Source organism: Azospirillum palustre (assembly GCF_002573965.1).
GTDB lineage: Bacteria > Pseudomonadota > Alphaproteobacteria > Azospirillales > Azospirillaceae > Azospirillum > Azospirillum palustre.
In genome coordinates this window covers 305,643-320,330 of the sequence record NZ_PDKW01000039.1, presented here as the reverse complement: position 1 = coordinate 320,330, position 14,688 = coordinate 305,643, and the positions used below count along the sequence as shown (strand labels likewise).

The 14,688-nt window shown below is 66.2% G+C and carries 6 protein-coding genes; 2 read left to right on the top strand and 4 right to left on the bottom strand.

Going from position 1 to position 14,688, the window contains the following annotated elements; translation table 11 throughout:
* The coding region (locus CRT60_RS07570; protein ID WP_143273156.1) for a calcium-binding protein at positions 1–9,255 on the bottom strand (9,255 nt) is incomplete at its 3' end.
* Between the two features lie 68 nt (positions 9,256–9,323).
* Positions 9,324–10,403, bottom strand: coding sequence for a TIGR03032 family protein (locus CRT60_RS07565; RefSeq protein ID WP_098735817.1), 1,080 nt, complete (start codon positions 10,401–10,403; stop codon positions 9,324–9,326).
* Between the two features lie 294 nt (positions 10,404–10,697).
* Between CRT60_RS07565 and CRT60_RS07560 the strand changes: the two genes are divergently transcribed.
* On the top strand, positions 10,698–12,521 hold the full coding sequence (locus CRT60_RS07560; RefSeq protein WP_098735816.1) for a tetratricopeptide repeat protein: 1,824 nt from the start codon (positions 10,698–10,700) through the stop codon (positions 12,519–12,521).
* Positions 12,522–12,532: 11 nt separating this feature from the next.
* On the opposite strand, the gene CRT60_RS07555 is transcribed toward CRT60_RS07560, so the two are convergent.
* Positions 12,533–12,697 carry a hypothetical protein gene (locus CRT60_RS07555; protein WP_193548411.1) on the bottom strand — a complete coding sequence of 55 codons (165 nt, stop codon included), beginning with the start codon at positions 12,695–12,697 and terminating at the stop codon, positions 12,533–12,535.
* Positions 12,698–12,925: 228 nt separating this feature from the next.
* Positions 12,926–13,645 (bottom strand): GntR family transcriptional regulator, encoded by a 720-nt coding sequence (locus CRT60_RS07550; protein ID WP_098735815.1) that lies wholly within the window; start codon positions 13,643–13,645, stop codon positions 12,926–12,928.
* A gap of 206 nt (positions 13,646–13,851) precedes the next feature.
* On the opposite strand from CRT60_RS07550, the gene CRT60_RS07545 reads away from it, so the two are divergent.
* Positions 13,852–14,685, top strand: a complete 834-nt coding sequence (locus CRT60_RS07545) for an ABC transporter ATP-binding protein (protein WP_204561744.1) — start codon at positions 13,852–13,854, stop codon at positions 14,683–14,685.
* Positions 14,686–14,688 lie beyond the last annotated feature (3 nt).

Below are 14,688 nucleotides of genomic sequence, written 5' to 3'. Positions count from 1 at the left end.
CGTGGTGTTGCCGCCGTCGCTCAACGTGACGATGTCGGAACCGGAGTTGCCGACGAGGATCTCCAGCCCGGCGATCAGCAGGGTCGAGCCGCCGCCAAGCTCGCCGACCACCGCCACGTCGCTGCCGGAACTGCCAACCAGCGTTTCCAGCAAATTGACGACGAAGGTGCCGCCGCCGTCGGACAGCTGGACGACGTCGCGCCCGCTGTTGCCGGTGACGGACTCGATGCCGACGATCCGCACCGTCGTGCCGCCGGTGCCCAGCGTCACCACGTCAAGGCCGCTGCCGCCGATCAGCGTTTCCACCGCCACCGTCATCAGCGTGCTGCCGCCGGACCCCAGCGTCACCACGTCAAGGCCGGACCCGCCGACCAGCGTTTCAAGCTGCGACACCGCCAACATGTTGCCGGCGTTGCCGAGCAGGATGCTGTCGAGACCGGTGCCGCCGATGATGGTCTCGAACAGCGACACCGTCGCCGTGTTGCCGGTGTCGCCCAGCATCACCACATCGGTGCCGCTGTTGCCGGTCAGGGTCTCGATGCCGCGCAGCAGCAGGGTGTTGCCGCCGCCATTCAGTGCGACAACGTCGGTGCCCGCCCCACCGATCAGGATCTCGATGCCCGACACCGTGACCGTCGAACCGGTCGAGCCGAGGAAGATCAACTCGGAGCCCGCACCACCGACAATCGTCTCCAGCAGGTCGGCAAGCAGGGTGCTGCCGGCAGACCCGATGGCGATCACGTCGGTGCCGATGCCGCCGGTCAGGGTCTCCATCGCCCGAACCAGCAGGGTGCCGCCGGCCGTGCCCAGGGTGATGGCATCGCTGCCCGAACCGCCGACCAGCGTCTCGATGCCCGAGGCCGTCATGGTGATGCCGGTGTCGCCGATGGTGACGGAATCGGTGCCCAAGCCGCCGGTCAGGCTTTCAAGGCCACGCACAACGACCGTGCTGCCGGCCGGCCCCAGAGTGACGATGTCGGTGCCGGCGCCGCCGATCAGCATTTCCAGGCCGGACACCAGGACCGTGCCGCCCGCCGAGCCAAGGAAAATCAACTCGGAGCCTATGCCGCCGGCAATCGTCTCCAGCAGATTGGCAAGCAGGGTGCCGCCGGCCGAACCGAGCGTCACGACATCGGTGCCCGCACCGCCGGTGATCGTCTCAAGGCCTGAGATCTGCAAGGTGTTGCCGGCAGTGCCCAGGGCGACGAGATCGGCACCACCGCCGCCGGCAATGGTCTCGACACCCGAAACGGACAGGGTGTTGCCGGCAGAACCGAGAGCCACGACGTCGGTGCCCAGCCCGCCGGTCAGCGTCTCGACAGCGGTTGCAAACAGGGTGCTGCCCGCCGTGCCCAGAGAAATCGAGTCGAGCGACGCACCCCCGGCGATTGTTTCGAGAGCCGAAACCAGCAGGGTGTTGCCGGCCGAGCCCAGCGTGACGATGTCGGTGCCGCCGCCACCGGCCAGCGTCTCGATGCCGCGCAGCAGCAGGGTGTTTCCGGCCGAGCCCAGGGCAATGACATCGGTCCCGGATCCGCCGGCCAGGCTGTCGATGGCCGAGAGGGAGATGGTGGCTCCGGACGTGCCGAGGACGACCAGATCGGACCCCGTGCCGCCGATGAGAGTCTCGATCAGATCGGCCAGGATCGTGCTGCCGCCGGATCCCAATGTGACGACGTCGGTGCCCGCCGACCCTGCCAATGTCTCGATGGCATCGACCAGCAGGGTTGTGCCGGTGGTGCCCAGGGTGACGATGTCGGTTCCGCTGCCGCCGCTCAAAGTCTCCAGCCGGTCGACGAGCAGGGTGCCGCCCGCGCCGCCAAGGGTGATGACGTCGGTGCCGGCCCCCCCGATGATCGTTTCGAACAGCGTGGCCAGCAGCGTGATGCCGGTCGTGCCGACGATCACCGCATCGCCGCCGTTCGACCCGGTCAACGTTTCGAGGCGTTCGACGAGAACCGTGCTGCCGCCGCTTCCAAGCGTGATCACATCGGATGCCGACGATCCGAGGATGGTCCTGTATTGGGTGGAGACGGACAGGGTGCTGCCGCCGTCGTCAAGGACGAGAACGTCGGCGCCGAGAATGCTGACCAGGGTTTCCAGCCCGCTCAGATGAAGGGTCTGCCCCGTCGCGATGACGGTTTCGATATTCGCGACGTGAATGGTCGCCCCGCTGGTGCCGATCACGACGACATCGGTGCCGGAGCCACCGATGAGCGTTTCGATCCCGGCCGTCAGCAGGGTGTTTCCGGCGGCGCCCAGCGTCACGACATCGGTGCCGGTCCCGCCGATCAGCGTCTCGATGCCGGCCACCAGCACGGTGTTTTCAGCGGCGGCCAGCGTCACGACATCCGTACCGGCACCGCCGGTCAAGCTTTCCAGCCCCTGTGCAGTCACGGTCATGCCGGCAGTGCCAAGCATCACGACATCCGTACCGACCCCGCCGGTGAGCGTTTCCAGCGCCGACACCAGCAGGGTGTTGCCGCCGGTGTTCAGCGTTACGACATCGGTGTCGGTACCACCCGTCAGGGTTTCGATGAGCGAAACCAGCAGGGTGTTGCCGCCGGTGCCGAGCGCGACGACGTCGGTTGCGCTGCCGCCGGTCAGGGTCTCGATATCGACGACACTCAGCGTGTTGCCGGCGTTGCCGAGCGTCACGACGTCGGTGCCGGTCCCGCCGATCAGCGTTTCCAGAGCCGACACCAGCAGCGTGTTGCCGCCGGTGCCCAGCGCCGCCACGTCCGTGCCGGCCCCACCCGTCAGCATTTCGACAGCCGAGATCAGCATCGTGTTGCCGGCGGTGCCCAGCGCCACGAGATCGCTGCCGGTGCCGCCCGTCAGCGTCTCGATGCCGGTCATCAGTGTCGTGCTTCCGGTCGAGCCGAACGTCACGACATCGATTCCGGCGCCACCTGTCAGCGTGTCGATTCTCGACATCAGGACAGTGTTGCCCGTTCCCGCCAGCAGGATGGAATCGACGCCCGAGCCACCGATCAGCGTTTCGATCTGGGAAACCAGAAGAGTGGCGCCGCTGGCACTGGCCGTGACGCTATCGATGCCGGCACCACCGACGAGCGTTTCAAGCGCCGAGATCAAGACCGTGTTGCCGGCCGATCCGAAGGTCACGACGTCGGTGCCGGCGGCACCGATGATGCTTTCCACCGCGGAAACCAGCAGCGTGGTGCCGGCACTGCCGAACCTTAGAACATCGATGCCGGCATCGCCCGTCAAGGTCTCGATGGCGGAGATGGTCAGCGTGTTGCCGCCGGAGCCCAGTATCGCGACATCGGTGCCGCTGTTTCCCGTCAATGTTTCGATGCGGGACAGATAAATCGTGCTGCCGGCGGTGCCGAGGGCAATGACATCCGAAGCAATCCCACCGATCAGTGTTTCGATGTCGGAGGCCAGCACTGTGTTGCTGTTGGTGCCGAGTGTCACGAGATCGGTGCCGGCACCGCCGGTCAGCGTTTCGATGCGCGAAACCAGAACCGTGTTGCCGGTGGCGCCAAGGGTAACGACATCGGTATTGATGCCACCGGTCAACGTCTCGATACCGGTAACGTTCAGCGTGTTGCCGCCGGTGCCCAGCGTCACGAGATCGGCGCCGGCACCGCCGGTCAGCGTCTCGATGCGCGAAACCAGAATCGTGTTGCCGCCGGTGCCGAGCAGGAGGACATCGGAGCCGCTGCCACCGAGCGCGGTCTCCAGCCTCGAAACCAGCATCGTGCTGCCGGCGGCGCCAAGGGTCACGACATCCAGGCCGGCCCCCCCGGTCAGCGTCTCCACTGCCGCGACGATAAGGGTATTGCCCGCGGTGCCGAGCGTGACGACGTCGGTGCCGGCCCCACCCGTCAGAGTCTCGATTGCCGTGACCGTAAGGGTGGTGCCGCCGGTGTCCAACGTCACGATGTCGGTGACGGCGCCGCCGGTCAGCGTTTCGATGAGCGAAATCAACAGGGTGCTGCCGCCGGTACCCAGCGTGGCGACGTCGGTGCCGGCACCGCCGGTCAGCGTTTCGATGGCGGTGATGCTCAGCGTGTTGCCGCCGGTGCCGAGTGTTACAGCATCGGTGCCGGTGCCACCCGTCACCGTTTCGAGAGACGAGACCAGCACTGTGATGCCGCTGGCACCCAGAGTCACGATGTCGGTGCCGGCAGCGCCGATAAGCGTCTCGATGCCGGCAACCAGCACGGTGTTGCCGCCGGCGCTCAGCGTCACGACATCGGTGCCGGCCCCACCGGTCAAGGTCTCAACGCCCTGCACGCTCAGGGTTGAGCCGACGGTCCCAAGGATGACGACGTCGGTGCCGCTGTTTCCCGTCACCGTCTCGATGTCGGACACCAGCAGTGTGCTGCCGGCGGTGCTCAACATGACGATATCGGTGCCGCCACCGCCGGTCAGGGTCTCGATGTCAAACGCCAGCAGTGTGCTGCCGATGGTGCCCAGCGTCACGATGTCGGTGCCGCCACCGCCGATAAGCGTTTCGATGCCGGCAACCAGCACGGTGTTGCCGCCGGTGCCCAGCGCTACAACGTCGGTGTCGGTGCCGCCTGCCAGCGTTTCGATGGCGATGATGCTCAGCGTGTTGCCGCCGGTGCCGAGCGTGACGCTGTCGGTGCCAGCGCCACCCGTCAGCGTTTCGAGGGCCGTGACCAGCAGCGTGTTGCCGGCGGTGCCGAGCGTCACGATGTCGGTACCGGCACCGCCGATAAGCGTCTCGATACCGGCCACCAGCAGTGTGTTGCCGGCGGTGTCCAGCGCTACAACGTCGGTGTCGGTGCCGCCTGCCAGCGTTTCGATGGCGATGATGCTCAGCGTGTTGCCGCCGGTGCCGAGCGTGACGCTGTCGGTGCCGGCACCGCCGGTCAGCGTTTCGATGAGCGAAACCAGAACCGTGTTGCCCGCAGTGCCAAGCGTCACGATGTCGGTGCCGGCCCCACCGGTCAAGGTCTCAAGGCCTTGCACGCTCAAGGTTGAGCCGGCGGTCCCCAGGATGACGACGTCGGTGCCGATGCCACCCGTCACCGTCTCGATGTCGGACACCAGCAGTGTGCTGCCGGCGGTGCCCAGCGTGACGATGTCGCTGCCCGCCCCGCCGGTCAGCGTTTCGACAAACGATACCAGCACGGTGTTGCCGCTGGTACCCAGCGCTACAACGTCGGTGCCGGCACCGCCCGTCAGCGTTTCGATGGCGGTGATGCTCAGCGTGTTGCCGCCGATGCCGAGTGTAACGGCATCGGTGCCGGCTCCACCCTCCAGCGTTTCGAGAGCCGTGACCAGTACGGTGTTGCCGCCGGTGCTCAGCGTCACGATGTCGGTGCCGGCACCGCCGATCAGCGTCTCAAGGCCTTGAGCGCTCAGGGTTGAGCCGGCGGCACCCAGGGTTATGACGTCAATGCCGCTGTTTCCGGTCACCGTCTCGATGTCGGACACCAGCATCGTGCCGCCGGAGGTGCCGAGCGTGATTATGTCGGTGCCGACACCGCCGGCCAGCGTTTCGACAGACGACACCAGCACGGTGTTGCCGCCGGTGCTCAGCGTTACAAAGTCGGTGTCGCTACCACCCGTCAGCGTTTCGACGGCGGTGACACTCAGCGTGTTGCCGGCGGTGCCCAGCGTCACGACGTCGGTGCCGGCTCCGCCCGTCAGCGTTTCGAGCGCCGAGACCAGAAGCGTGTTGCCGGCGGTCCCCAGCGTCACGATGTCGGTGCCGGCTCCGCCGATCAGCGTCTCAAGGCCTTGAGCGCTCAGGGTTGAGCCGGCGGTTCCCAGGGTTATGACGTCAATGCCGTTGTTTCCGGTCACTGCCTCGATGTCGGACACCAGCATCGTGCCGCCGGAGGTGCCGAGCGTGATGATGTCGGTGCCGACGCGGCCGGCCAGTGTTTCGACAGACGACACCAGCAGAGTGTTCCCTGTGGCGCCGAGCGTTACGGCGTCGGTGCCGGCACCGCCGGTCAGCGTCTCAACCCTCGAGATCAGCAGGGTGTTTCCGATCGTACCAAGCAAGATTACGTCAGTGCCGGCGCCGCCGGTCAGCGTCTCGATGCCTTGTACCGTCATCGATGCGCCGCCGGAGCTTACGGTCACGACATCGGTGCCGCTGCTTCCCATCAAGGTTTCGATGCGGAAAACCTGAATCGTGCCGCCGACGGTGCCGAACATGACGACATCGGAGCCAGCACCACCGGTCAGCGTCTCGATGTCGGAAACCATCACGCTGTTGCCGCCAGTGCCCAACGTCACCACGTCGGTGCCGGCACCGCCGGTCAGCGTCTCCAGCAGCCGCACCAGCATCGTCGATCCGGCAGTGCCGATCGTCAGCACATCCGTGCCGACGCCGCCGATCAGGGATTCCAGCCCATCGACCAGCGTCGTGTTGCCGCCGGTCCCAAGAGTTATCGAGTGATCGACAGAGTTCGTGCCGATCAGCGTTTCGATGTTCGAGACGCCTACTAAATAGGTTCCCGAAAGAGTGACGACGTCCGTGGCGGACGAGCCGATAACGTAATCGAGATTCCCGACCGAAAGCGTTCCGCCATCCGTTCCGATCTGAACGGTGAGTGTTCCGCTCCCCGAGGCGGTGATCGACTCGATGTTGCTGACCGTTATGGTTTCGGTGGTGCTGAGAATATAACTGATGATGTCGGAGCCCGCGCCGCCGACCAGCGTGTCGATCTGCTTAACGGCCAAACTGTTGCCCGCGTCGCTCAACGTAACGAAGTCGACGCCCGCGCCGCCGGTTATGCTCTCAAGCAACGACGCCATCATGGTGCTGCCGGCGCTGCCGAGTGTCGCCACGTCGGTGCCGGCACCGCCGGTCAGCGTCTCCAGCAGTCGCACCAACATGGTGCCGCCGAGCGTGCCGATGGTGACGACATCGGTACCGGCGCCGCCGGTGAGCGTCTCGATTCCGGACGCCAGAAGAGAGTTGCCCGCTGTCCCGAGCGTCACGACGTCGGAACCAGCTCCACCGGTCAACGTCTCGACAGCCGAGATCAGCAGAGTGTTGCCACCGGTGCCGAGTGTCACCACGTCGGTGCCGACGTCCCCGGTCAGGCTTTCCAGTAGTCTCACCAACATGGTGCTGCCGCCGGTGCCCAGCGTCACGACGTCGATGACGGTGCTGCCGGTCAACGTCTCGACAGCCGAGATCAGCAGAGTGTTGCCACCGGTGCCGAGTGTCACCACGTCGGTGCCGACGCCGCCGGTCAGGGTTTCCAGCAGCCTCACCGTCATGGTGCTGCCGAGCGTACCGATGGCGATGACATCGGTGCCGACGCCGCCGGTCAGGGTTTCCAGCCGGGAAACCAGCATGGTCGCACCGGCGGTTCTGATGGTCACGGCATCGTTTCCGATACCGCCGGTCAACGTCTCCAAATCCAACACCGTCGTGGTGACGCCGGCCGATCCCAGGGTAATCACGTCGGTGCCGCTGTTGCCGAGGATGGTCGACACCAGCGACACCGTGGCGGTGTTGCCCTGCGTCGCCAGTTGCAAAATCGATGTGCCGCCCGCGCCGCCCGCGGTGATGAATTCCACGTCGGAGACTGCGTACCGCACACCATTGCTGCCAAGCACAATGGAGTCCGTTCCCGCACCGCCGACGATGGTTTCGACGCTATAGACCGCAATCGTATTGCCGGTATCGGCCAGGGTGATGACATCGGTACCGACGCCACCCAGCAGGGATTCCAATTTGGACACGATTACGGTGTTGCCCGCCGCACCCAGCGTGATGGTGTCAATTCCAACGCCACCGACCAGGGTTTCCATCTGCGTCATCGTCGTGGTGTTGCCCGCCGAGCCCAGCGTGATGACATCGTTCCCACTCCCGCCGGTCAGGCTTTTCAGCCACGACACCGTCATGGTGGTGCCGGCCGTACCGCTCAGCGTGATCACATTGGTGCCGCCGGTGCCCGACAGCGTCTCCAACCCGCTCACCAGCACCGTCGAGCCGCCGGTACCAAGTGTGACGACGTCGGTGCCGACGCCGCCGGTCAGCGTCTCCAGCCCCCGCACAAGCAGGGTCGAGCCGCTGGTGTCCAGCGTGACGACGTCGATGCCGACACCGCCGATCAGCGTCTCCAGACTGTTCGCCAGCAGCGTGGAACCACCGGTGCCCAGCGTGACGATATCGGTGCCGCCGCCGCCGGTCAGCGTCTCGATTGCAGAGGCCAGCAGGGTGTTGCCGGCGGTGCCGAGCGTCACCACATCGGTGCCCACCCCACCGGTCAGCGTTTCAACGGCCGACACCATCAGGGTGTTTCCGGCAGTGCCAAGCGTCAGCACGTCGGTGCCGGCACCGCCCGTCAGCGTTTCGATGCCGGTGATGCGGAAGGTCGCGCCGATGTCGCCCAGCGTGATGGCGTCCGTCCCGGTGCCGCCCGTCAGCGTGTTGATCTGCGACAGCGTCAGCGTGTTGCCGGCATCGGCCAGCGTCCTGACGACCGGCGCGATGTTCCTCAGAGACAACAGGGTGCCGTTGGCGACGCCATAGAGCGCGTCGAGGTCGCCGTCGCCGTCAAGGTCGGCCAGGGCCGGCATCGGATATGCACTGGTGACGAGACCGAAGACAGCCGTCCCGACAAGCGAGAAGGTGGGGGAGGATGTCGTCCCGATGTTGATGGAAACGACATCCTTGTTCACGAGGTCGAGATCGCCGTCACCGTCGAGGTCGACGAGGACCGGTCCATTGAAACTGGCACCCGCCGTCATGCCGAAGAGGTTCGTTCCCTCCAGCGAAAAGGTCGGCGACGACGACGTTCCGTTGTTGCGGTAGAGAAGGATGCCGTTGGAATTGTCCCCCATCAGCAGATCGGCGTCGCCGTCACCGTCCAGATCGGCGAAGGTCGGCGCCAGGTAGTTGCCGGTGACGATGCCGAAAAGATTCGTGCCCTCCAGCGAAAAAGTAGGCGCCGATGACGTTCCGGTATTGCGGAAGAACCGGGTGCCGCCGTTATTGGTGCCGATGAACAGATCGAGGTCGCCATCGCCATCGATATCGACGAGGCTGGGTCTCGCATAGGTATTGAAACTGGAGAGGCCGAAAAGATTGGTGCCTTGCAGGGAAAAGGTCGGTGCGAGGCTCGTTCCGACATTGGTGAAATAGACCGTCTCGCCCAGCTTGTTGCCGACCAGAAGATCGAGGTCGCCGTCGCCGTCGAGGTCCTGGAACACTGGGGCGGCATAATCCCCGACATCGCTGAGGCCGAAAGAATTGGTGCCGACAAGGGTAAAGGTGGGAGTGGTCACGATCTTTCAGCCCTTCAGAAATAAATACCGACACCGCGTCGGTCCACCGGCCGCCATGGGGCGTCCTGTCAATTCGGAATTTCCGTTGGCGTGGCCACCGCTTCGGCCAGCGCCCGCGCATCGAGCAGCCCGACCGCCTCGGCACGGCGCACGCCGGGAAGAATGGCGACGTCGTACAATTCATTTACGGTGTGATGGAGCCACAGCATGTGCGCCACGGTTCCGCTGTCCGTGTCGACGACGGCCAAGCCGCATTGGGCGGAAACCCCGGCCCGCTCCAGCGCCGGTTCGAGCGGCAAGGCACTCAGCGTCCCGTGACCGCCCCGTGGACGCGACAACCCGATGACCGCCCATTTCCCGTGAAAGGCCAGCCCGCGCGCGAAACCGGGGCAGAAGCAGACCGGCTCGAAACGGCCGCTTCCGTCCACCGTTCCAAGCTCGCCGGTGCCGGAATTGAGCAGCCAGAGCCGGCCGCGGTGCCAGCGGGGGGAATGGGGCATCGACAGTCCGGCGCAGGCGACCTCGCCGGACAGGACATCGATCAGCACGCCGCCGTCGGTCCGGCGCTCGCGCCAGCCTTCGGTGACATCGCAGCGGCCCAATGCCGTCGCGAACATCGGCCGGCCGTCCTCGCCGAGCGCCATCCCGTTCAGATGGCAGCGGTCCTCGTTGCGCAGGGCGGAAATGAAGGCGGGCTTCCAGACCGGACGGAATCCGCGGTCGGCGTCGGGAACGGCGAGACAGCTGAAGCGCGTGTTGACGAAGACCGGAACACCGTCGGGCCCGACCGCGATGTCATGGATATCGACGTCGCCGGTCATGTAGCCCAGGCGCGGCACGTAAAGACGGTCCGCGCCCGACGGCGTCCGGCCGGATGGCTGAAGCGTGTTGGCGAAGCGCCAGAGGTGGGACTGCCCGCCGACCCACAGAGCGCTTCCGTCGACACACAGCCCCTGGCAGCGCTGCACCATCCGCTCATGGGCCTTCAAACGCCCGTCTTCACCCAATCCCAGGAAGAACAGCCTGTGGGTCTCGTAGGTCGAAAAGGCAATCGCGCAGCCGATCGTCTCCAGCCAGTCGGGCAGATTCGGTGTACCTTCCAGCATCGGCCGGGCCACCATGGGCGGGGATCGTTCTTCAGCGGCCATCCTGCGTTCCCTCTCGTCCGTCCCCAACCATCCTGAATGATTTATTCGCATACGCTGTAAAATAAAGTTAAATTAATAATAGAATACGAAATCTCCTTAAAGTTGGGGATTGCCCGCACTCGAAAATGGAAATGACTTGGGAAAATATCGACCGAGGAACGATTTCAGATTGCAGAGGTCGGAACGGACCGGGAATTTCACCCGCCCGAATCGGACCCAAGCCTCCAATCCGCCTATCCATGTCTCCAAGGCTGCTCTGCATCGGTCGGGTACGTTCCAGAGGGCAATTCACTCATGTCCTACCCAATCAAAAGTTTCACCGATCCGGCCAAAAGTTTCACCGATCCGGCCGTCGCCCTCACCCTCCGAGGCGCCGCAGCGCTGGCCGAGGGAGAGGCTGCGCTTGCCGCTTCCCACTTCACCACGGCCGCCCTGTTGGCGCCCCATCGGGCAAGCATCTGGCACAATCTCGCTGAAGCGCGGCGTGCCTTGGGCCAACCTGCCGGTGCGGCGCAGGCTTACCGCCATGCATTGCGGTTGCGCCCTGCTTATCCGAAGGCCTGGGCCGGGCTGGCCTCTCTGCTGCTCAAAAGCCGCCGCCCGAAGGTCTCGGCGCGCGCCGCGATGCGGGCATTGACGCTCGATCCCGGCTTTGCCGAAGCCTGGTCGGTCGCCGGCTCGATCCTGCTGGACCGGCGGGCGATGGAGCGCCTGCCGATTGTCCTGCGCCGGGCGGTGCGGCTGGCTCCGGACAACCCGCTGGCGTGGCTGGCGCTGGCCGGCGGGCTTGGCGAAACGGCGGAACCGGCTCTTCCGCTTGCCTGTGTCCGGCGCGCGGTTGCGCTGGCGCCCGACCGGCCGGCCGGCTATGTGAACCATGCCGGCCTGCTGATCAGGCTGGGCAGGCTCGAGGCGGCGCAGGCCCTGCATGGCCGGCTGCGCCGGCTGGTGCCGCTGGAGGGACATGCCGAGGCCGGCGACAGTCTGGTGGCCACCCTGCGTGGCGATTTCGCGACGGCCCTGGCGCTGGCCCGCCGCTCTCTCGTCCTGCAACCGGCTTCTCCGGCCGCCCTGATCAACCTGTCCCTGGCTGACCATGGCAGCGGGATGACGGAACCGGCGCGCCGCGGCAACGAGCGCGCCCTGGCGCTTCAGCCCGAAAGCGACATCGCCCGCTTCAACCTGTCGATGGTGCTGCTGGCTGAAGGCGACTTCGCCAAGGGGTGGCCCCTCTACGAAGCTCGCTGGCGGATGGAGCGTGTGGCCTATCCGGCCCATGCGCCGCGCTGGACCGGCGGAAATCCGGCGGGACGCTCGCTCCTTCTGGTGGCCGAACAGGGGCAGGGAGATACGCTTCAGTTCGTCCGTTATGCCCCGATGCTGGCGGCACTCGGCGCCCAGGTCCACCTGATGGTGCAGCCGGCATTGGTCCGGCTGCTGTCCGGGCTTCCCGGCATCGCCTCGGTCCGGTCGCTCACGGAACCGCCACCGGCATGCGACGCCTGCATTCCGCTGCTCAGCCTTCCCCTGGTGTTCGGCACCGGTCTGGCGACCGTTCCGGCCTTCGTCCCCTATCTGAGCCCGTCCGGGCCGGAGCGCGCCGCCTGGAAACGGAGACTCGACGGGAGCCCCGGCGCTGAGGGCCGACTGAAGGTCGGTCTGGTCTGGGCCGGTTCATCGCATGACGACCAGTTCGTCGCGCATATGGTCGACCGGCGGCGCAGCCTGCCGCTTTCCGCGCTGGCCCCGCTCGCCGGCATTCCGGGTGTGAGGTTCTACAGCCTGCAAAAAGGCCCGCCGGCGAGCGAGGCACGGCCATCCGGCCTCGACCTTGTCGACTGGATGGATGCGGTCGAGGATTTCGCCGGCACCGCCGCGCTCGTCGCGGAACTCGACCTCGTCATCAGCGTGGACACCTCGGTGTGCCATCTGGCCGGCGCGCTGGGACGGCCGGTCTGGATGCTGTCGCGCCACGATGCCTGCTGGCGCTGGCTGCGCAACCGGTCCGACAGCCCCTGGTATCCGACCATGCGCCTGTTCCGCCAGGATCGGCCGGGCGACTGGCCTCCCGTCATCCTTCGCGTCCGCGCAGCCCTGGAACGTTGGGCTATGTCGTGAGGCGAAAACTGCTACCGGCCGACCGACAGCAGCCCGCTGACACCCATCGCCACCGGCACCGTCGCCGGGCCGGCAGGCACGGTCCGCGAAAAGGCAGGCTGGGCAAGGCCGAGTGCGGCCAGCAGCGACAGGGTGCCGGCGACCAGGGCGGTGGACCGAAGGATCAGATCGAGCATGGGGCTGGCTTTCAAAAATCTGGCTTTCAAATTTTGAAATTCGGATCGGTTGGCGGCAGCGGTATGTCCGGATCGCCATCCCTCCTCATTCGGGGTCGTGTAAGCGCTCTCCATTCACCATCCGAGGAGAACATAGACCTTATCTATTCCTACTGTAAAGATAGCGATTACAAATTATGTTGAACAAACATTTATTGTCTTATCAAGTCAAGAGTCTGCCGCCCGACCCTACCCTTCCCAGCGGTGGGACAGGATGAAGCTGTAGCGTTCGGATCTGATGTGGAACACCGAACGGTCGGCGCAGCCGCCGCCGACGAAGACGGAACGGCGGTCCATCACCAGCACCGGCGCGCCCGCCGGCAGGCCGAGCGCCGCCGCCACCTCCGCATCGGCCGCCGCCGCCTTCACCTCGATGTCGGCGCCGCCGACCGGCTTGCCGACGATGTCCTGCAGGATGCCGTAGATCGGCTTGTGTCCGGCCGCCTGCCAATCGACCGGCTCCAGCGCCGGCGGCAGCAGGCTGCGGCCCAGGGCCACCGGCTCGCCATCCACCAGATGCAGGCGGCAGACCTCCAGGCAATGGGGGCCGAAATCCTCCCGCAGGTCCGGCGGCGTCGCAACGATCCGCGCCGAGATGGGGCGCATCGTGGCGTCCAGCCCCTGAAGCCGCAGGGATTCGTGAAAGCTGCGCAGGCGGTCGAGCGGATGCTGGACGCGCTTGCCCGCCGTGAAGGTGCCCTTGCCCTTCCGGCGCTCGATCAGCCCGTCCGCCTCCAGCCGGTCGAGCGCCAGCCGGACGGTGACCCGGCTGACGCCGAAACGGGTCCCGATCTCGCTTTCGGTCGGCAGCCGCCCCGACGGCTCGAACAGCCGGGCGGCGATCTCGTCGCGCAGCCGGTCGGCGATCTGCCGGTACAGCGCCGTCGCGTTGTCTCGCACCACGGGCACCCTGGCTTTCCTCCCTGATCGATCGACCCGGCCAGCGGATCGAGGCCGCCCTTGATGCCACCGGCGACGGGACGGCTCAAGCGTCCATCCAGCCACGGTGCCGGCCGCGTGAATCCCGATTCAATTCCCTAGTTGCCACGTATTTTATAATATGTATTATAATGTATTATCGAGCTGGGCCGGTTGATCGGGGGGATAAAACGGACATGGACTGTGAAATTCCGACCTCTTCATCCGGCAGCCGCTTCGGTGCTATTTCCGGTGATCGCTCCGGCGGTGCCGCCTTCCACGTCGACGGCGTGAGTTTCGCCTATGACGGCGCGCACCCGGTGTTCCGCTCGCTGGCGCTGTCCGCCCGGCCCGGAGAGTTCGTGGCGCTGCTCGGCCCGTCGGGCTGCGGCAAGACCACGCTGCTGAACCTGCTGTCCGGCTTCCTGCCGCCCTCGTCCGGCCGCATCGCCATCGACGGCGAAACGGTGACGCCGGAGATGCCGGCGCTCGGCTATGTCTTCCAGTCGCCGCAGCTGTTTCCCTGGCTCGACGTGCTCGACAATGTCCGCTTCGGCCTGCGGATGGCCGGCTGGCTGCCGGAGGCGGAGCAGCAGGACAAGGCGCTGGCGGTGCTGGCGCTGGTCGGGCTGGAGGCCGCGGCCGGCAAGTTTCCCCACCAGCTGTCGGGCGGCATGCAGCAGCGGGTGGCGCTGGCCCGCGCGCTGGTGCTGGAACCGCGCCTGCTGCTGATGGACGAGCCCTTCGCAGCACTGGACGCCATCACCCGCGCCACCCTGAACGAGGAACTGCTGCGGCTGTGCGGCCAGCTCGGCCAGACGGTCCTGTTCATCACCCATGACGTCGAGGAGGCGGTGTTCCTGGCCGACCGCGTCGTGCTGCTCGACATCGCGCCGGCCGGCATCCACAGCGAACTGACCATCGACCTGCCCCGCCCGCGCCGCCTGCGCGAGACCCGGCGGCTGGAGCGCTTCACCGCCCTGACCGACACGCTGCTGGAGCGGATTTCCGCCATCGTCGCCGCGGCCTGAGCC

Bases quoted from the DNA above. Each gene is read 5' to 3' on its own strand.
- CRT60_RS07565 (WP_098735817.1), bottom strand. From the start codon at position 10,403: ATGGCCGCTGAAGAACGATCCCCGCCCATGGTGGCCCGGCCGATGCTG.
- CRT60_RS07545 (WP_204561744.1), top strand. From the start codon at position 13,852: ATGGACTGTGAAATTCCGACCTCTTCATCCGGCAGCCGCTTCGGTGCT.
- CRT60_RS07560 (WP_098735816.1), top strand. From the start codon at position 10,698: ATGTCCTACCCAATCAAAAGTTTCACCGATCCGGCCAAAAGTTTCACC.
- CRT60_RS07555 (WP_193548411.1), bottom strand. From the start codon at position 12,697: ATGCTCGATCTGATCCTTCGGTCCACCGCCCTGGTCGCCGGCACCCTG.